Source organism: Streptomyces sp. NL15-2K (assembly GCF_030551255.1).
In the GTDB taxonomy this organism is placed as follows: Bacteria; Actinomycetota; Actinomycetes; order Streptomycetales; family Streptomycetaceae; genus Streptomyces.
Window position 1 is genome coordinate 1,130,819 of record NZ_CP130630.1, and the last position, 19,137, is coordinate 1,149,955.

Consider the following 19,137-nt stretch of genomic DNA (forward strand, 5'->3'; position numbering starts at 1 on the left):
ACCGAAAGCGCTATGTTCATTCAATGAACGCCACCTTTCAATGGCTGCCGCCGGGCCCGGAGGACTGATGCCGCGCACGAGTCAGCCCGGTCGGAGCGTGAGTTCGCGGCTGCTCGACGTTCTCTTCGCCTTCCGGCCCGGCCGGTCGTGCCTCACCCTGGCCGGCCTGACCCGCGAGACCGGACTGCCCCATGCCACGGTGCGGCGGCTGGCCCTGGAGCTCGTCGAGGCGGGTGCGCTGGAGCGGGCACCGGACGGAAGCTTCACCGTGGGCATCCGGCTGTGGCAACTGGGCGCACTCGCACCACTGAGTCTTCCCCTGCGTACCGTCGCCCTGCCGTTCATGGACGACCTGCACGCCGCGCTGCGCCAGCACGTACAGCTCGCGGTACTGGAGGGCACCGAGGCGGTGCTCGTCGAGCGGCTGTCGGCGGGCAACGCGGTGGACGCCATGTCGCAGCCCGGCGGGAGGCTGCCGCTGCACTGCTCCGGCGTGGGCAAGGTGCTGCTCGCCCACGCGGGCCCCGAGCTGATCGAGCAGGTCATCGCGCAGGGCCTGCCCGCGTACACCGAGCGCACCGTCACCGATCCCGAGCGGTTGCTGGAGCAGTTGGACGAGTGCCGCGAGACCGGCGTGGCCGTCGTCCGTCAGGAGACGACACTCGGCGCCGACTCGGTGGCCACCCGTGTCCTCAACGACGAGGGCAAGGTCGTCGCGGCCCTGTCGGTCGTCGTGGCCGCCGGTTCGGTCGATCTGCGGACGATACGGCCGGCGATCATCGCCTCCGGCCTGGCCGTGTCCCGCAGACTTGGCTGGCATCCCTCGGCGGGAGTCGAGCAAGCACAGGTGTACGGGTCTGAATGACGGGCCTGTCAGGGATGAGCGGCGATGGCTTGTGCGGCGGCTCGTGCGGCGAGCGAACCTTCTCGCCGCAGGGGGTGAGGAATTCGGGGGACCTGCGGCTCTTGGAGCCGGGCCAGGCCGCCGGGCGATACTCGCTCCGCTTCCATGGACTGGCTCGCGGCAGCAGGCGCAGCCATCGCCCCGGCCTATTGCGTGAAGGTCCGGGCGAGGGCGTCGGCGCTGCGCGCCAGCAGGCCCACATCGACACCGACGGCGGTGAACGTGGTCCCGAGATCGATGCACCGTCGCGCGAACGCGGGATCGGTTGTCAGCACGCCGACCGGTTTGCCCGCCGCGCGCACGCGGCCGATCGCGTGCTCGACCGCCTCGGTGACGGTCGGTGCGTTCGGGTCTCCGGGGTGACCGAGGCTGGCGGCCAGGTCGCTGGGGCCGATGAAGATCCCGTCCACGCCGTCGACGGACGCTATCTGCTCGACCTGTTCCAAGGCGTGCTGCGATTCGACCTGGACGAGCACGCACAGTTCGGTGTGCGCCAGTGCGGCGTAGTCCTTGACACGACCGAACCGGGTGGCCCTGGTCAATGCCGCCACGCCGCGGACGCCGATGGGGGCGTAACGGGTGGCGGCGACGGCGGCGCGGGCTTCCTCGGCCGACTCGACCTGCGGAATCAGCAGCGACTGCGCGCCGACGTCCAGGAGCCGCTTGATCACCACGGGATCGTTGACCGGAGGACGCACCACGGGCGAGCAGGGGTACGGGGCGACCGCCTGGAGTTGTGAGAGCACGGTCGCGATGTCGGCGTGCGAGTGTTCGGTGTCGAGAAGCAGCCAGCCGAAGCCGGAGCCGGCGACGATCTCGGCCGGGTACGGGTCGGCCAGCGAGCACCACATGCCGATCATCTGCTCGCCTCGGGCCAGCGCCGCTTTGAACGCGTTGGTGGGCAGGGGCCACTGGCCTGGCGCGGGCTGCGATGCGCCGGTCGGCGGATTGTGCGTGGTCACTGGAACGCCACCCCGATCGAACCCAACGGGCCGAAGTCGGCGTGGATGACGGTGTTCGATTCGACCGAGACCGGTCGCGTGAACGAGCCCGACAGCAGCAGCTGACCGGCCTTGAGGTGCTGGCCGACCGCGGCGAGCTTGTTCCCGAGCCAGGCGATGCCTGCCGCCGGGTGTCCCATGACGGCGGCCGACACGCCGGACTCCTCGATCACCCCGTTCTTCGCCAACGTCGCGGCCACCCACCGGACGTCGAGGTCCATGGGGCGCACGACTCGACCGCCGACGACCATCGCCGCCGCGGCGGCGTTGTCCGCGATGGTGTCGGTGATCGCGCGCGGCACCTCGGTGCGGTAGTCGATGACCTCGAGCGCGGGGACGACGTACTCCGTCGCCCGCAGGACGTCGTGGACGCGTAGGTCCGGCCCGTGCAGGTCCGCGCCGAGCACGAAGGCGAGCTCGACCTCCAGTCTGGGCTTCATGTAGCGGCTCGCGTCGAGGCAGGCGCCGTCGCCCACGACCATGTCGTCGGTGAGAAAGCCGTAGTCGGGTTCCGTCATCTGCGAGGCCATCTGCATGGCGCGAGACGTCAGTCCGATCTTGTGCCCGACGAGCCGAGCGCCGGCCGCCACGCGCTCCGCCGCCCAGAGTTGCTGAATGGCGTACGCGTCGACGATCTCCAGATCGGGATAGGTGCGGCTGAGTTGGGTGATCGGTTGACGATCACGGTCGGCCCGCATCAGGGCGGCTGCGGCCGCGCGACGTTCTGCTTCGGTGATCACTGGGTTCCTCTCGGAGGGTACGGAGTGTCGTCGCGCGGCGTTCGGTGGCGCGAGGCGCGCATCTGCCCGGCGGTGACCTCCGTCGTGTCACACGCTGTCCGGCTTGGTATCGCGCTTGGCCGACACGGGCGGGGTGGGCAGCCAGGCCTCACCCGGCTCGACGACGAAGGTGAACTCGAGGCTGTACCAGGGCTCGGTCACGTCCGGGTCCGGCGCCGGCTCGTTCTCGTGGCGCACATACGTGCCGACAAGGCTCCGCACGACGCCGAACTGCGCGTCGGTCTCCAGGATGGGGTCGTCGTGGCTGTAGAGCTGGGAGGCGATCGTCTTGTAACCAGGTTTGTAGATCAGCGCGTGGACATGTGCCGGCCGGAAGGGGTGGCGTTGGAGCGCGGTCAGAAGCTCGCCCACGGGTCCGCCCATCGGTATCGGGTAACCGGAAGGCTTGATACTGCGGAAGGTGAACGTTCCTTCCTCGTCGCTGAAGAACTTGCCACGGAGATTCCACTCGGCCTGCTCGGGGTCCTGGTTCTCATAGAGGCCGGCCGGTGAAGCGTGCCAGACGTCGACTTCCGCGTCGGCGACCGCGTTCGTGTCGGTGTCGACGATCCGGCCGGTGAAGAACAGTGGCGGTCCCTCGGTCGGGGAGCGGACGATGGACTCGCCGTTGTGCATGGCCGGGCTGCCCTGGCGCCAGAAGGGGCCGAGCAGGTTCGCTGAGGTGGGCTTGTCCTCGGTGCCGTTGTTCATCAGGGCGACCAGCGTTGACAGGCCCAGCGAACCCGCCATCAGCCTGACCTCGTTGTGGCTGGGCGTGGTGAGCCGACCGAGCCTGGTCACGATGTCGAGGGCGGTGTCGAACTCCTTCTCGGTCAGCCGTACTTCGCGGGTGAAATCGTGCAGGTGGCGTACCAGTGCCTGGACGATCTCCTTGACTCGCGGGTCGCCGGCCCGCTCCGTCTCGGCAAGTACCGCCGCGGTGAGCTGGTGTTCGTCTTGGATGATCACGTCGGCGTCTCCTCGTAACGGTCGGCTGCCGGCCCGCGATAAGCACTGCCCCGCGAGTATCCGAAGGCCGTCCGGACCGCACAACGCCGCCGTCCATCCAATGAACAACGAGAAAGTGCAGAGTTACGGCCCGCACGCCGCGCATCACGCGCATTGAGGAGAACACCGGGGGCCACGCAGCTGTAGCTCTCCGCCGACGAACTGTCAGCCTGTCGCACATCGGTTGCACATTTTCGGCAGCCCACAGCAGTGCAGCGTCCGAGTGCGGAACGTGTCCGGGGATCATGATTTCACCTGCCCTTCTGCCCTGTGCCGGCTGAACCCGACGCACGCTTCCTTCGTGGCCCAGGTACGTATCCAACGTCTCGGCGAGCGTGCCGTTTCTCATCCGAGCCTGAACGCTCCGGGGCGGTACCCCGGCAGCGATCAAGACAGCATCCATGAAGTCCCGCAGGTCCCGGAACGTGGCTGCGGCAGGCAATCAACGGAGGCCGCAGGAAGGGTTCGTACTAGGGCGTGTGTCGGAAGTGGATCTTGGCCATGAGATGGTCTTGGTTCATGGCGCGCGGAGATCTCACCGACGAACAATGGGCCGTACTGGAGTCGCTGTTACCGAAGGGCAAGAAGCATCCCATGGCGGGACATGCCTGAGGAGTATGGGCCGTGGGGCGGGTGTACGACTTGTTCCGCCGCTGGCAGCGCAACGGAACCTGGCAGCACATCTTCATCCAGCTCCAAGCCCAAGCGGATACGAAGGACCTGATCACCTGGGAGATCAACGTCGATTCCACCGTCTGCCGGGCCCACCAGCACGCCGCCGGGGCGCGGAAAAGGGGGACTTGCAGAAGGAACCGCCCGGCGGCGTCGCCATCGAGCCGGCCGATCACGGCCTCGGGCGCTCGCGATGTCCATCGTGATCACCACCGGGCAGCGCGGGGACTCCCCGCAGTTCGAGATCGTCCTGGGCCGCATCAAGTGGCCCCGCCAGGGGCCGGGCAGGCCGCGTACTCGGCCGAGCCGGGTCCGAACCTCGGCTCCCGCGGCGGCCATCCGCCGCAGTTCGACCCGGAGGATTACAAGGCTCGGCACGCGGTCGAATGCGGCATCAACCGCCTGAAGAGGCACCGTGCCGTGTCCACGAGGTACGACTGTGAGGATGTCGGGGTGCCGCCTCGGGCGGCGGTTTGGCCCGAGGTACGACTGGGTCTGATGCCCTGAGTTTGATCTGCCCACCGTCGTTCGGGGCGGTGCGTGCTGCCGCCGGACCGGTGGGCGTGTCCCGATAGGGGCCTTCGCGACAGGCACCGTCACAGTCCTGACCGCCTCACCTGGCCCGGCGTCGGCCACCGGTGTTCCCGATTCCCGTCTGCTCGGCGACGACATGCACGCACCTGACGCCGCCGAGCCGCCCTTCGGGCGACGACGGGAATTGTCAGACAGGCCCTAGCTGGGGCTGCCCGCAGGTGCGGTGCCGCGAGTGGAGAAGCGGCCGACCTTGTCGGTCACGTCCGTGCTGTGCAGGCGGAGTGCCTGCTGCAGCGCGAATTCCGCCATGTAACGCCGGAACGCGTCAATGTCCTCCTCCGCGGCGTTGAGCATCTTCCGGTTGGCGGCGACCGCCGGGCCCCGCAGCCGGTCGAGGCCGCGTTCGACGGCCCGGTCCAGCTCGTCCGGATCGTGCACCTCGTCGACGAGCAGCCGGGCCTCCGGGTCCGTCATCCGGATTCTGCGGCCCTCCAGGATGATCTGGCGGGCCAGGCGCGGGCCGGTGTACCGGGGCAGCCGGAAGTTGGCGACTCCGGGGATGATGCCCTCCTGCGCCGCGGGCAGGCTGAGATACGCGTCCGAGGCGGCGAGTACGTGGTCCACGACCAGCAGCAGTTGCGTGCCGCCGCCGATGGCGAACGTGTCGACGGCGGCCACCCAGGGCTTGGCCCGGGTCGGCGAGTGCCAGGACGTGTCGTCGTCGACTCGGACACCGCGCCAGATTTTGTGCAGGTAGCCGAGTTCGCGCCGCAGCAGGAAGCCGTCGAGCGAGATGTCCCCGGCGTGCAGGCTCTTGAGGTTGATGCCGGCGCTGAACACCCGCTTCCCAGCGTAGCGCGGATGGGTCATCACCCCGCCGCGCAGCAGACAGACCTCGACGGCCGGATCGAGCAGGGCGAGGTCGACCGCGGTCTCCATGTCGTCGACCTGACGGTCGTCCTCGGCGTTGAGACAGTCGTCGCGGCACATCGTGAGCCGGGCGACCCCGTCACGGCGCTCCAGCCGTACGGAGCCGAGGTCCGTCTTTCCTACGGCCGTGAACTCGGGCAGCAGGTCAAGGGCGCGCGCGGTGGGGCTGAGCAGGGTGTCCATCAAGTGCCCGCCGGACAGCGGCGAGCGCAGCATCCGGCTGAGGAACACGCCGAGGTCGATCTCGTGGCCCGCCTTGCGCGCCTGCGCCAGCGCGCGGTCCGCGGCCAGCTCGGCCGCGGTGGGGACCAGCCCCGGGAACGCGCTCCCCGCCGCGGCGACCAGCTCGGCCAGCCGCAGCCCACGGGTGCGGCCGACGGTCAGCTCGGCGTAGACGGCGTCGGCGTGCGCGTCGAGGAAGGCTGTGCGCAGGGATCTCAGTACGCCCAACTCGCCGGGAGGCGACGCCGCGTGTGCTCCCAACCCCTCAGGGAGCGTCGCTTCATGCGCTCTCAACCCGCCGGGAGGCGACACCGCATGCTTCAGTGCCGCACGCGCGCGCGGCAGGCTCGCCCGCATCTCCCCCTCGTCCACCGGCCGTACGAGGCCCCGGGCCTCGCCGCTCACGTCGTCTCCTCCGCCGACACCCGGCGCAGCGCGCGGTCGCAGGCCGCCAAGTGCGCCCCGAGCGCCTCCTCGAAGGGGACCGTGCGGGCGTCGAGCAGCAGTTGCCGCCGGATGGCCAGCTCGGAACCGGTGAACGGCGCGGTCAGTTCGGCCGCCGACGTCAGCGAGCCTTCCACGTCGTCCGTCACCTCGTCGACCAGGTGCAGCGCCAGCGCCCGCGCCGCGTCGAGCGGGGTGCCGAACAGCGCCGCGCGACGGATCGCCGCCGAGCCCGGCCCCTGCTGGGCGAGCCGGTGCAGCGCCATCCCGGGCCAGGTCGCCCCGTCGGCCACGGGCAGCAGCAGCCGCAGCGAGGGCGTGGCGATGCGGATGTCGGTGACCAGCAGGGCGTCCAGGGCGGGGCCGCCGCAGTCGCCGTCGGCGACCGCGACCGTGGCCGTGGGCAGCCGCTCCAGCCGGCGAAGGGCCCGCTCCCACTTGCTGACCAGGCCCACGGTCAGCTCGCGCGCCCACCCGCCGCGCGGGGCCCCGGACAACTCGACGACCACAGGACCGGAATCGCCCGAGTCCTCGACGCCGTCGCACACCATGGCGATCGCCGCGATGGTCTCCGGTGACGGCGGCTGCCCGCCGTCGATCCGCAGCCTCCTCTCCCCCGCCGCCCTCACCACTGGACCAGCGCCGTCTCTATGGTGGAACCCGGACCCATGGTCATCAGCACGCCGTAGTCCCCCGCTCTGGCGCGGTCTTCCCGCACCAGCCGCTCGTACGAAAACAGGAAGGATCCGCTCGACAGGTTGCCGTAGTCGCGCAGGACGCCGGTGGTGTGGCGCAGGTCGTGGCGGGTGAGGCCGAGGTTCACGCGGACCGCGTCGATGACCTTCTTGCCGCCGGAGTGCACGAGCCAGTGGGCGATGTCGCTGCGGCGCAGCCCGGCGCCGGCCAGCAGCCGGTCCACGACCCGCTCGGCGTGGGCCCCGACGACGTACGGGATGTCCGGGTCCAGGTAGAAGCTGAACTTGTGCTGGTCGTCGTCCCAGTCGTAGCGCATGGCGCCGATCGCGTCGGTGATGAGGTGGCTGGCGAAGCCCAGCAGGCGCGGTCCGGCGGATGAGCCGGCGGCGCCGTCCGGCAGGTCGCCGGGCGCGGGCCCGGCGGCGTCTGGCGGGTCGGCGAGCAGGGCGATCGCGGCGGCTCCGTCGCCGAAGAGGCTGTTGACGACCGCGGTGCGCATGGTCGCGTCCATGACGTACGCGGCGGAGCACGCCTCGGCGCACAGCAGGACGGCGACCTGTCCGGGGTGGGCCACGGACCAGGCGGCCGTGGCGTTGAGCGCGTTGAGGCCCGCGTTGCAGCCCATGCCGACCACGTCCACCCGGGTGCATCCGGGGTCGAGGCCCATGTCCCGGATGAGCAGCGCGCTGAGACCGGGCGTGAGGTAGCCGGTGGTGGTCACGCAGCACAGGTAGTCGACGTCCGCGAGATCGATGCCCGCGCCGGCCAGGCATGCGCGCACGGCACGCGCACCCATGTCGAGGGCGATCCTCTTGTGCTTGGCGAGGAGTTCCTTCTGCGTCTCGGGAAGGAAGGCGCCCTCGGTGTCGCGGGGCGGGAGGGTGAGGTGGCGCCGCTCGATGGCGCTGTTGAGGAAGACGGAACGGATCCTGGGGTCGGTGATGCCGAAGAGGTCGAGCAGCGCGCGCTGCGAGTAGGCGACCTCGGAGACGGCGGTGCCCACGCCGATGATGCGACTGGGGTGGGCGTGGAGCTTCGGCTCGAACTCCAGGGGTGGTGCGGGCGCGACGGTGACGGTCATCGGTAGGTCCACCCCCACATACGGGGCCTGCTGCGCAAGCGGAGTACGACGGTGATCACGCGCGTCGTCCTTTCAGTGCCGGGCCGCCACCCTGATGAACCGCGCGAGACGGGCGGTTCCCTCGTGGATGTCGGCGTGGGTGAGGTAGCTGACGGACAGCCGGAGCGTGCGCTCCCCGCCGCCCTGCGGATAGAAGTAGGACATGGGCGTCCAGATGACGCCGAACTCCTCGGCCGAGCGCGCCAGCGCGGCGTTGTCGGCCGGGAACGGGACGGTGACGGTGAGGAAGAAGCCGCCGCTGGGCCGGTTCCAGCGGACGCCCAGCGCGGCCCGCTCGGCTTCGGGAAGCGCGGCGTCGAGCTCCCGGATGGTCGCCCGCATGGCTTCCCCGTAATGGCGCGCGGTGTCGGTGTTGTGCTCGGCGGCGCCGCCCTCGCCGGCGAGCAGCATCCCGCCTACGACGGCCTGGCTGAGCGCCGAGGTGTTGACCGTCACCATGCTTTTGATCCGGGTGAGTTCGTCGGCGAGCAGGCTGGTGTTGCCCGCGCGGTCGGTGACGAGCTGATCGGCGACGGCGTAGCCCACGCGGGCGCCCGGGAACAGCGACTTGGCGAAGGAACCGAGCTGGATGACGCGGCGCTCCCGGTCGAGCGACTTGAGGGTCGGCAGTTGCCGCCCCGGGCTCACCAGCCGGTACGGGCTGTCCTCCAGGATGAGGAAGTCCTCGCGGGCGGCGAGCTTCAGCAGCTCGTGCCGCTCCTCCAACCCCATGGTGGCGCCCGACGGGTTGGAGTGGTCGGGGATGACGTAGAAGGCGCGGGGGCGGCGGCCGCGGCCGCGCTCGGCGCGGAGCGCCGTTTCGAGGTCGGCGCAGCGGAAGCCGTCGGGGCCCTCCTCGACCGCGGTGGGCTCGACGTCGAGCAGCCGCGCGGCGCCGGTGATGCCGACGTAACAGGGGCTGGAGACGAGCAGTGCGTCGTCGGGGCCCGCGACGAGGGCGCGCAGGGCGAGGAGCATCGCCTCCTGGCAGCCCACGGTGACGACGACGGACTCGGCCGGCACGTCGATGTTCTCGTCCAGGCGCAGTGACTTGGCGACGAGTTCGCGGATCTGGCCGCTGGTCGGGCCGTACTGGAAGAGCGCGTCGCGGACCTGGGCGGGCGAGTGGCCGGACGCGGCCAGGTGGTCCATGTAGCGGCGGATGTGCGCGAACAGCTGCTCGGGGTCGAAGAAGCCGTCGTAGGGGCGGCCGGGGGCGAAGGAGATCGCGTCGGGGTAGCGGTGGGTGATCTCGTTGAGGAAGTTCATGGTGTCGAGCACCGGGTCGGAGACGCTGCTGTGCAGGTCTTCCTTCGCCAGTCCCTCGGAGACCGCCGGACGCGGTCGGACCGCTGCGGCCGGACGACCGTCACCGGCCGGGACGACCAGCGGGGGGCCGGCGTCCGCGACCGCTGGACAGCCCGACAGCGCCATCGCGTCCGCCAGTTCCTCGTTCACGATGCCCAGCACGTCCGCGACGCCGTCCCGTCCTGCCACCGCCAGGCCGTGGAGCACGGGGCGGCCCAGCAGCACGGCGTCCGCCCCGAGTGCCAGCGCGGCCAGGACGTCGCCGCCGCGCCGGACACCGCCGTCGAGCAGTACGGCGCACCGGCCGGACACCTCCGCCGCGATCTCGGGCAGCACCTCCAGGGTGGCCGGGGCGCCGTCCAGTTGACGGCCGCCGTGATTGGACACGACGACGCCGTCCGCGCCCGCCCGGATCGCCCGGCGGGTGTCGGAGGCGGTGAGGACGCCCTTGATCAGCACGGGCAGCGGGCTGATGGAGCGCAGCCATTCGACGACGGTCCAGTCGAGGGCCGGGTCGAACGCCGTGCGCGCGTGTTCGCCGGGCGAGGAGAAGCCGGTGCCGGGCAGGTTGGCGGGCTCGATCCCGGGCGGCAGCCGGAAGCCGTTGCGCACGTCCCGCAGCCGGCGGCCGAGGCGGGGCGCGTCGACGGTGAGGACCAGCGCCTCGAAGCCCGCCTGCGCCGCGCGCTCGACGAGCCCCCGGGTCACGCCGCGGTCCCGGAAGCAGTACACCTGAAGCCACAGCGGGGACGCGGTGGCCGCGGCGATGTCGTCGAAGGTGCGTCCGGCGAAGGTGCTGACGACGAACGGCACACCGGCCGCACCGGCGGCTGCGGCCGTCGCCACCTCACCGTCGGGGTGGAGCAGCGTGTGGTAGGCCATGGGCGCCACGCCCAGCGGCGCGGCCCACGCGCGCCCGAGCACCCGGGTGCCGAGCGCCGGCTCGGCCACCCCGGACAGCATCCGCGGGCGGAGCCGTACCCGGTCGAAGGCCGCCGAGTTGGCGGCGAGGGTCCGCTCGTCCCCCGCGCCGCCGGCCACGAAGTCCCAGACACCGGGCTCCAGTCGCCGGCGCGCCGACTCGGCGTAGTCGGCCAGGGTCAGGCGGCCGCCGCCGTGGTTCATTCGGCGGCCAGCCGGTCGCGCTCCACCGCTTCGTACAGGGCGCGGATGTTCGCGCTGCCGAAGCCGCGTGAGCCGCGGCGCTGGATCAGCTCGTAGAACAGCGTGTTCCGCTCGTACGGGGAACGGCTGAACAGTTGCAGGAGTTCGCCCCATTCGTCGCGGTCCGCGAGCACCTGCGCCGAGCGCAGCATGTCGATCTCGACCTGCATGCCGGGGAGGCGTTCGTCGAGGCTGTCGTAGTAGGTGTCCGGGACGTTCAGGAATTCCACGCCGCGGCCCCGGAATTCGTGGACCGCCGGGATGATGCTCTCGACGAGGAACGCCAGGTGCTGCACGCCCGGGCCGCCGTTGCGTTCGAGGAAGGAGTCGAGCTGGCCCGGTCCCTTGCGCGGATCGGGGGCGACGAGCGTGAAGGTGACCCGGCCCGAGGCGCTGCGCATCACGACGGAGTCCATCGCGTGCTCGCCGACGTCGACGTACTCGGCGGAGTAGCGGGACAGTCCGAACGCCTCGCGGTAGTAGTCGCCCTGCTTGTCGAGGGTGGCGCCTTCCAGGCATATCGCTATGTGGTCGAGCAGTTGGATCCGGCCGGTGTGCGAACCGCTGAACACGTCCGGGACGACGACCCAGTTGCGGCCGGACGGCGGTCCTGCGGTCGGCCCGTCCGGGCAGGGCAGCAGGGTGTGCGTGACGCCGCCGAATCCGGAGACCGTCGGGTTGCCCTGCGCGGTGCCGGTCACGGTGGCGCCTGCGGCCACCGCCGACTGCACCGTCCGGCCGACGTCATCGCAGGTCAAGGCGATGTCGGCGATGCCGTCGCCGTGCGAGCTGAGGAACTTCCAGGTGGCCGGGCCGGTGGTGACGATCATCTGCACGGTGCCCTGCCGCAGCAGCGCGCAGCTCCGGTCGACACCCACCGACTCCGCCGCCTGTGTGAACCCCATGGAGGAGACGAAGTAGTCGACGACGGATTTCTTGTTGCTCGTATACAGCTCGATGTATGCGACGTCGTGCACAGCCATGGGTTTGCCTCCTGGGCGGGCGTATGACGAGAGTGGTGGTGCGCCGGCGGCCGGTGCCCGACCGGTCCGGTGCGTCACCGTCGGTGCGTCACCAGCGCCATTCCTGCTGGCGGAGAAGGTGGCCGGCCTTGATTCCGTGATCCGCGCACCACGTCATGAACTGATCGATTTCTCTGACCTGTTGGGTGTCCTCGCTGTACGTGGTCGCCATGACGTGGCCCGGCCAGGGCTCCTCGCCCACGGCATGGACGTACGCCTCGCCGACCCCGAGTTCCGTCGTGATCGCGGCGGCCTGCCGGGCACTGGAGCCGGACGCCCTCCACGCGTTGCCCGGCTTCTCCATGCCCAGCTGGGACAGCAGAACCTGATAGAGCCAGGCCAGCGGGGCGCTGTCGCGTTCCATTCCGAGGAAGGCGTAGTCGGCCGTCCCCAGTTGCTGCCGGATGCAGCTGTACGGCGCCGGATCGGCGCCCGAGGAGTCCGTGGCGATGAACACCGACCGGCCGGCCAGCTCCACCCAGTACGTCGACTCCCCGCGGCGGTCCGGGTCACCTCGCTCGCTCTGGAACGGCGTGGCCACGACCCGGCCGCCGGGGAACGCGAAGTCGTCGTAGTCGTCCGCCTCGACTACGGGGAAACCCAGCCGGCTGAGGTACAGCCCGGTGGAGGCGGCGTCCGGGTCGCCCCGGGAGTATCGGGGCGCGACGATCGTCCCGATCCGGCCGCGCAGTTGGAGCAGCGTCTCCAGCACGATGTGGTCCTGATGCCCGTGGGTGACGAGCACCAGGTCGATGAAGTCCGGCAGGTCGTTCAGCGTGTAGTGGTCCCGCGCGGCGCGGTCGGCGCCGATGAACGGGTCCGTCACCACGGCGCCTTCCGGGGTCTGCAGCACCAGGCAGGCGCGTCCGAAGTAGCGGATGCGGCCGCCGTCCGCGATGTGCCGGTCCGGCGACGGACTCGCCGTCTCGCGGAGCAGCAGGGCCAGTTGCTCGGCCTGCGCGTCGTCCAGGCCGAGGACTTCGCGCAGGCTGCCGAGTACGGCCGGCACCTGGCGGGTCGTGAGCTGCTGCTGCGTCCCGGTGACATCGGCGACGTCGGCGGCTTCGGCCGCACCGGCGAAGAACTCGCCGTGCGGTTCCGCATTTCGCCGTTCCGCGACTCGTGCTTCCGAGGACTGTGAATACGGCTCCGGAACGGAGAATTGGTTGAATCCCGGATTCATCGCGTCCGTTTCCGGAACCCCGGAGTGAGAGGGCTCGACCGGCACATACGGCTGGAGAAACGTCAGCTTGTCCATCATGCGCCCCCAACCTCCCAGAAAGAGCCGGCGCCGGCCAGCCCCGGCGCTCGCCCTCTGCACTATGGCGTGCGCCGGTGGGGAGAACAAGGTTTGCACGACCGTGTTCAACTGCCGCGACACGCACTTGAACGCTCGCGGAATTGCCTTTTTCCACCGCTCTTTCGTGCATTACGCACGGTGTTTTCCCGCGACGGAAGGAGAATGCGGGACTCGTCCGGAACCAGAAAATGCGGCGGACCGGACGCCGATGCGGCATCCGGTCCGCTGTTTTCACCGCGGGGCCCGCGGCCCCGCCCTCTCAGTCCTCGATCCAGCCGTGGCTCTCGCTGAACTTCAGCAGTTCATGGCGCAGTTGCAGGATCTGGTCGGCCGTCAGGGACGGTCCCGCCTTCAGCAGGAGTTCCGTGATGTCCCTGGTGAAGTCCTGGCTGGTCAGCACGTCGCACATCGGGTACTCGCCGTCGGCCGCCCTGGCCGCCTCCGCCGGCTTCCCCTTGGACGGCGAGGGGGCCGGTACTGCCGCCGGGACTTCCGCTCCCTGGGCGAGTTTGATGTTCGACGCCTTCAGCCCGCGACCACCGTCCTCCACCTCGAATTCGACCGCCAGTCCCGAGCGGAGATATCCCTCGGGGATCAGCAGATCGTTCACATGCAGGAAGATGTCGTCTCCACCGCCGTCAGGAGCGATGAACCCGTAGCCCCGCATGCTGTCGAACCGCACCACACGACCGGACGCAATTGACACACCCCACCCCCACCAAAACCCGGGCCCCTTGCCCGGCCACGCAGAGGATCGTAGCCCTACGCCGGTACGGCGGCGAAATACGCGTTCCGGAGCACAGCCGCACGCGCTCGTTCAGCGGTGCCGCCACCCCTGCCTGCGCAGGGCCTGCGACAGTACGTCGGCCAGGCCCCGGGTCACGCTGAGATGCACCAGCCCGGTCGGCTGGCCGACGGAGTGCTCCAGGCGTACGTCCTCGACGTTGACGCCGGCGCGGGAGGCGTCGGTGAAGAGCCGGGCCAGCTCGCCCGGCTGGTCGCCGATCACGACCGCCACCGTCTCGTACTGCTCGGGCCGCGTGCCGCGCTTGCCGGAGATGCGGGCGCGCCCGGACTGCCCGCGGCGCAGCAGGTCCTCCACCGTCCGCGCGCCGCCGCCGCGTTTGTCCTCGTCCGTGGCCGCCATGGCCCGCAGTCCCGTGACGGCGTCGCCGAGGCCCGTCGACAGTTCTTCGAGGAGGTCGGCCACCACCAGCGCGTTCGCGCCGAGGATGTCCACCCACAGGCCCGGGTCCGAGGCCGCGATGCGGGTGAGGTCTCGCACGCCGGGACCCGCGAGGCTCACGGCACGTTCCTCGGCCTGTTCCAGGAGGGTGGCGACCAGGCTGGCGACGACGTGCGGTGCGTGCGAGACGAGGCCGACCGCGCGGTCATGGGCGGACGCCTCCATCACCACGGGCACGGCACCGCACATCGCCACGAGTTCGAGCGTGCTGTTCAGTGTCTCGGTGTCCGTGTCGGGCGTCGGTGTGAGCACCCAGTTGCAGCCCTCGAAGAGGTCCGGCCGGGCGCCGAGCGGGCCGCTGCGCTCGCCGCCCGCCATCGGGTGGCCGCCGACGTAGCACGTGGTGTCGCAGGCCAGAGCGATGATGTCCTGCTGCGGTCCGGCCTTCACGCTGGCGACGTCGGTGTAGTGCCGCGCCACACCTTCGGCTTGCAGTCCGGCGAGGACGTCGGGGACCAGCCTCGGCGGCACGGCCACGACTGCCAGGTCCACGGCCTCCCGAGGGGCCTCGGCCGTGCCGGCGCCGAGCGAGGCCGCGATCCGGACCGTGCCGGGGTCCGTGTCGCGCAGGTGCACATGCGCGCCGCGGGATTTCAGGGCGAGCGCGGCCGAGGTCCCTATCAATCCGGTGCCGACCACAAGGACGTCTTCCACGGTGACCATTCCATTCCCTCGGCCGACAATGGAGAGGAATGCTACGGACGGGCCGAGGAACACTCAATATTCAAATTCCGCACACGCGACCAGAGTGCTCACGTCCGGTCCACATTTGATCCACGTCCGATCCATATCCGATTCATGTGCGGCACGGCTTTCCGTTTGACGCAATTGATCAAGGACCGGGAACGCGTGCGCCGCCCGCACGTCTCCCGGGTGCGCGGCCGAGCACCACGCACCCCTCGGCCCGTCGGCCGACGCCGCCCGGGCGGCGTGACCAGCGGCTGCGCGCGCCCCGCTGAGAAATGATCATGGCAGGGTCTTTGCACGACTCCCTTGCCGCCCCATTGACACCACAACGCCCCCGGCTAGCATCGGAGCAAAGAAGCGTTGGCGAAGCAGCCATACGCGGGGAACGGGGGTTCCGGGTACTCATAGGTCGGCTCACAGCCATGACCTCACGCGACGCATTCAACCGCCCCTGCGCCACTGCCGCGGGTCGGGAATTTCTTGCGCCGATTGGGAAGTATCACACTCCTGCGCCCGCTACACCATAGGGGGATGGTGTGAACACGTTAGGTCCCGGATCGAGTACATCACACATCGCATCGAGCACATCGAACGTTGCCTCGGCAAACGAATCGGCCGACGACGAGACGGCGGAACCCTCCGGGGAATATACGGAGATCCCGATATCGCTGCTGCAATTCGGCGATTCGCCGCGCCTGTCGGGACAGGACAAGAAGTACACCGAACAACTCGCGGAAAGTGAGACACCGCTTCCGCCGATCCTCGTGAACCGGCGGAGCATGCAGGTCGTGGACGGCGTGCACCGCGTCCTTGCCGCCATCCTCAAAGGGCGGAAGACGATCGAGGCCGTCCTCGTGGACGTGTCGCGGGACGACGCCTTCCTACTAGCCGTCGAATCCAATACGCGGCACGGCCTGCCGCTGTCGCAGGCGGACCGGCGGGCGGCGGCGGCCCGGCTCATCGCCTCGCATCCCCATGTGTCCGACCGGACGATCGCGCAGGTGTCCGGGCTCGGGGCGAAGAGCGTGGCGGCCATCCGGCGTTCAAGTGCGTCCAAGGCGCAGTTGAACGCCCGCGTGGGCCGGGACGGACGGGTCCGCCCCGTCGACCGGGCAGCGGGCCGGCAGCGCGCGGCGGAGGTCATCGCGCAGAACCCGAAGGCGTCGCTGCGGGAAGTGGCCCGGCTGGCCGGGATCTCACCGGCCACGGCGAGCGACGTACGAAAGCGGCTGCTCGCGGGTGAGGACGCCGTCGGCGGCGGGTCCACGCGGCGGGCCGGCACCGCGTTCGAACCGTCGGCGGAGCCGCGGCGGACCTGGGTGCGCAAGCCGCGGGAGAAGTCGGCGTCCCTGCTGGAGCCGCTGCTGCACGACCCCTCCGTCCGCAACGCGGAACTGGGGCGGCGGCTGCTGCGCCTGCTGCAGTTGAACGTCATCGGTGGGCACAAGTGGTTCGAGCTGGCGGATGCGGTGCCGCCGCACTGTGACGCCCTGGTCATCGCTCTGGCACGGCAGAACGCCGACACCTGGCTGGAATTCGCGCAGGCGCTGGACAAGCGTGTGCACGCGTCCGCCCGGCTTACCGGAGGGCAGGAGGGCCGGGCGGCACCGGCCAGTTGACAGAGCGTCCGGAATACGCTCCTACGCGGCCCGTCTCGTAAAAGAGGCGAGCCGCGTACTGCCGCGCGTCTTCTTCCGGGCGTTCCCGACGGCAATCGTGCGCCAATCCCGAAGAGCTGTCCTTGCAAGGGCCACGGGCACTGGACAGCGCTTACCAGGCATGTGACATTGAGGCCACCCCCCGCGAATTGGCCGCCGCATCGCGCGCGAGGTGATCGCATTGGAGCAGACCGACGTCACCACCATCTCCAGCCCTGCCTTGACAGGGTCGCAAACGAATTTACCGGAATGGATGAATCCCGACCATTTCGGCCCCGCCCAGGAGGTGGTCGTTGTCGCGATATCGACGCTGCTTCTGGGGGATTCGCCGCGCACCGCGGGGCAGGATCAGGAACACATCATTCGCCTGGCGGAAACGGAAAACCCTCTTCCACCCATTGTCGTCAACAGACGCACCATGCAGGTGATTGACGGCGTGCATCGCGTTTTCGCCACCATCCTGCGCGGCGAGGAAAAGATCAGCGCGGTCTTCTTCGACGGCAGCGCGGAGGATGCCTTCCTCTGTGCCGTCCAGGCCAACACGGCCCACGGTCTCCCGCTGTCACTCGCGGACCGCCGCGCCGCGGCCGAACGGATCCTGGTCTCCCACGCGCACACCTCGGACCGTGCCATCGCCCGCGCGACCGGCCTCGGCGCCAAGACGGTCGCCGCCCTGCGCCGTCGTACGACCCTGCCCGCACCGCATGTGCACACCCGCGTCGGCATCGACGGCAAGGCACGCCCGCTGAACAGCGCCGCGGGACGGCTGCGGGCCGCCCAGGTGCTGGCCGAGCGCCCGCACGCGTCGCTGCGCGAGGTGGCCAGGCTCGCGGGGATATCGCCGGCGACGGTGAGCGACGTCAAGCGACGGCTGGCGGTAGGCGAGCCGCCGGTGGGCGCCCCGCATGCCCCGCATGCCCCGCACGTCGCGGAGGAGACAACGGAGCCCCGGAGCCAGCGCCGCGCGGTCCCGGTGACGCACGACCCCGGCAACGCCCTGGAGAAACTGCTGCGCGATCCCTCGCTGCGCCAGAAGGAGATCGGCCGCGAGTTGCTGCGGCTCCTTCACCACAACGCGATTGTCATGAAGGAGTGGCCGGAACTAGTGGCCGCGGTGCCGCAGCACTGCACCCGGACGACGGCTGATCTGGCACGGCAGTACGCCGAGAGCTGGGTGAAGTTCGAGGAGCAGGTGCGCGCCGCGGAATGATCCCGAACGAGGGGGGACCTGGCGGGCAGGGCGTGGGACGTGCGGGTGAGCAGCCGGCTGACCACCTCCCCGGCGTGCATCGTCGGCGACGGGGCGGAGACCGACTTCACCGTGGTGCGGCGCATGCGCGGTTCGGGGCTGCCGAACCGGCCGATCCTGGAGATCGGACCCGGCCGAGGCGGTACGTGCAGCAACCCGCGGCACCCGCTGATCGAGCGGCTCAACGGCCTGCTGATGGCGCTGACAGCGGAGGACGCCCCAGCCCCTTCCTCCTCCGAATGACCGCTGCCGCCCGGCGACAGCCTCGTAAGGGACGCCGGCGGCCGTCGCCCCGCCCGCCGGCGTCCGCAGCCCGCGGCGGCGCCGGGCTCGCGGTGGCTCGTCCCGTACGGGTGTTCCGATCTCAGCATCAGGCATGGCCTGCCTCCGGTCCGCCCCCTACGAACGACTGCACGGCGACCAGCCTTGACCACCGCCGGTTTCCCAGAGGTGACCGCTCTCGTTAACCGTCGCCTTATCGCGGATCTGGGGCAATGTCAGTCATGCGGATTCTGGTGGCCGAAGACGAGAGCTTCCTCGCGGACCTGGTGGCCGAGGGGCTGCGTGCCGAGGCGATGGCGGTCGACGTGGCCTACGACGGGGCGACCGCGCTGGAGCGCCTGGCCGTCAACGACTACGACGTGCTGGTGCTCGACCGCGACCTGCCCGAGGTGCACGGCGACGACGTCTGCCGTCAGCTGTCCCAGCTCGGGGGGCGGGTGCGCATCCTGATGCTGACCGCTTCCGGCGCGGTGCACGAGCGGGTCACGGGGCTGAACCTGGGCGCGGACGACTACTTGGCGAAGCCCTTCGCGTTCGACGAACTGGTGGCACGGGTCCACGCGCTCGCCCGGCGGGCGGGCCCGCCTCTGCCTCCGGTGCTGGAGCGCTGCGGCATCACCCTGGACACGGCCCGCCGGCAGGCGTCCCGCGAGGGGCGCTATCTACCGCTGTCCCGCAAGGAGTACGCCGTGCTGGAAGTACTGATGCGGGCGCAGGGCGCGGTCGTCAGCACCGAGGAACTGCTGGAGCGGGCCTGGGACGAGCACACCGACCCGTTCACCACCGTCGTCAAGGTGACGATGAGCAAGCTCCGGGCCAAGCTCGGAGAACCGCCCGTCATCGTCACGGTGCCGGGCAGCGGATACCGGCTGTGAGCGGCGCCGGCCCGGCGACTCGTCCCGTGCCCGTAC

The 19,137-nt window shown here is 70.3% G+C and carries 16 protein-coding genes; 5 read left to right on the forward strand and 11 right to left on the reverse strand.

Annotation, left to right across the window (positions count from 1 at the left end; translation table 11 throughout):
• Positions 1–97 precede the first annotated feature (97 nt).
• Entirely contained in the window at positions 98–865 is a 768-nt protein-coding gene (locus Q4V64_RS04775; protein ID WP_303709002.1) for an IclR family transcriptional regulator, read from the forward strand.
• Positions 866–1,050: 185 nt separating this feature from the next.
• On the opposite strand, the gene Q4V64_RS04780 is transcribed toward Q4V64_RS04775, so the two are convergent.
• The 11 genes from Q4V64_RS04780 to Q4V64_RS04830 form a co-directional block, all read right to left on the reverse strand.
• The gene (locus tag Q4V64_RS04780) at positions 1,051–1,866 is read right to left on the reverse strand and encodes an aldolase/citrate lyase family protein (RefSeq protein WP_253266692.1); all 816 of its coding nucleotides are present in this window, start codon (positions 1,864–1,866) and stop codon (positions 1,051–1,053) included.
• The gene (locus tag Q4V64_RS04785; RefSeq protein WP_124437314.1) at positions 1,863–2,645 is read right to left on the reverse strand and encodes a fumarylacetoacetate hydrolase family protein; all 783 of its coding nucleotides are present in this window, start codon (positions 2,643–2,645) and stop codon (positions 1,863–1,865) included. Before Q4V64_RS04785 ends, Q4V64_RS04780 begins: the two co-directional genes overlap by 4 nt.
• 87 nt (positions 2,646–2,732) lie before the next feature.
• Complete coding sequence (locus Q4V64_RS04790) at positions 2,733–3,653, reverse strand: dioxygenase (protein WP_124437315.1); 921 nt, start codon at positions 3,651–3,653, stop codon at positions 2,733–2,735.
• A 1,443-nt stretch (positions 3,654–5,096) separates the two neighbouring features.
• Positions 5,097–6,455, reverse strand: coding sequence for a (3,5-dihydroxyphenyl)acetyl-CoA 1,2-dioxygenase DpgC (dpgC, locus tag Q4V64_RS04795; RefSeq protein WP_253266693.1), 1,359 nt, complete (start codon positions 6,453–6,455; stop codon positions 5,097–5,099).
• The gene (gene dpgB, locus Q4V64_RS04800; RefSeq protein ID WP_303709005.1) at positions 6,452–7,123 is read right to left on the reverse strand and encodes an enoyl-CoA-hydratase DpgB; all 672 of its coding nucleotides are present in this window, start codon (positions 7,121–7,123) and stop codon (positions 6,452–6,454) included. Before dpgB ends, dpgC begins: the two co-directional genes overlap by 4 nt.
• Positions 7,120–8,271, reverse strand: coding sequence for a 3,5-dihydroxyphenylacetyl-CoA synthase DpgA (gene dpgA, locus Q4V64_RS04805; RefSeq protein WP_124437317.1), 1,152 nt, complete (start codon positions 8,269–8,271; stop codon positions 7,120–7,122). The genes dpgB and dpgA overlap by 4 nt, the downstream gene beginning before the upstream one ends.
• A 72-nt stretch (positions 8,272–8,343) precedes the next feature.
• Positions 8,344–10,743: an aminotransferase class I/II-fold pyridoxal phosphate-dependent enzyme gene (locus Q4V64_RS04810; protein WP_124437318.1), complete on the reverse strand. Its 2,400-nt coding sequence runs from the start codon at positions 10,741–10,743 to the stop codon at positions 8,344–8,346.
• Complete coding sequence (gene hppD, locus Q4V64_RS04815; RefSeq protein WP_124437319.1) at positions 10,740–11,765, reverse strand: 4-hydroxyphenylpyruvate dioxygenase; 1,026 nt, start codon at positions 11,763–11,765, stop codon at positions 10,740–10,742. The genes Q4V64_RS04810 and hppD overlap by 4 nt, the downstream gene beginning before the upstream one ends.
• A gap of 88 nt (positions 11,766–11,853) precedes the next feature.
• The gene (locus Q4V64_RS04820) at positions 11,854–13,065 is read right to left on the reverse strand and encodes an MBL fold metallo-hydrolase (protein ID WP_124437320.1); all 1,212 of its coding nucleotides are present in this window, start codon (positions 13,063–13,065) and stop codon (positions 11,854–11,856) included.
• Between the two features lie 298 nt (positions 13,066–13,363).
• Entirely contained in the window at positions 13,364–13,804 is a 441-nt protein-coding gene (locus Q4V64_RS04825; protein ID WP_124437339.1) for a cold shock domain-containing protein, read from the reverse strand.
• Positions 13,805–13,921: 117 nt separating this feature from the next.
• Positions 13,922–15,004: a prephenate dehydrogenase gene (locus Q4V64_RS04830; protein WP_124437321.1), complete on the reverse strand. Its 1,083-nt coding sequence runs from the start codon at positions 15,002–15,004 to the stop codon at positions 13,922–13,924.
• Positions 15,005–15,573: 569 nt separating this feature from the next.
• Here Q4V64_RS04830 and Q4V64_RS04835 point away from each other — a divergent pair.
• From Q4V64_RS04835 to Q4V64_RS04850, 4 genes are all read left to right on the forward strand, one after another.
• Positions 15,574–16,656 (forward strand): ParB/RepB/Spo0J family partition protein, encoded by a 1,083-nt coding sequence (locus Q4V64_RS04835; RefSeq protein ID WP_301184459.1) that lies wholly within the window; start codon positions 15,574–15,576, stop codon positions 16,654–16,656.
• 220 nt (positions 16,657–16,876) lie between these two features.
• Positions 16,877–17,905: a ParB/RepB/Spo0J family partition protein gene (locus Q4V64_RS04840; RefSeq protein ID WP_253266694.1), complete on the forward strand. Its 1,029-nt coding sequence runs from the start codon at positions 16,877–16,879 to the stop codon at positions 17,903–17,905.
• A 45-nt stretch (positions 17,906–17,950) separates the two neighbouring features.
• Positions 17,951–18,187 carry a hypothetical protein gene (locus tag Q4V64_RS04845; protein ID WP_303709010.1) on the forward strand — a complete coding sequence of 79 codons (237 nt, stop codon included), beginning with the start codon at positions 17,951–17,953 and terminating at the stop codon, positions 18,185–18,187.
• A 260-nt stretch (positions 18,188–18,447) separates the two neighbouring features.
• Positions 18,448–19,101, forward strand: coding sequence for a response regulator transcription factor (locus Q4V64_RS04850; RefSeq protein WP_124437323.1), 654 nt, complete (start codon positions 18,448–18,450; stop codon positions 19,099–19,101).
• Positions 19,102–19,137 lie beyond the last annotated feature (36 nt).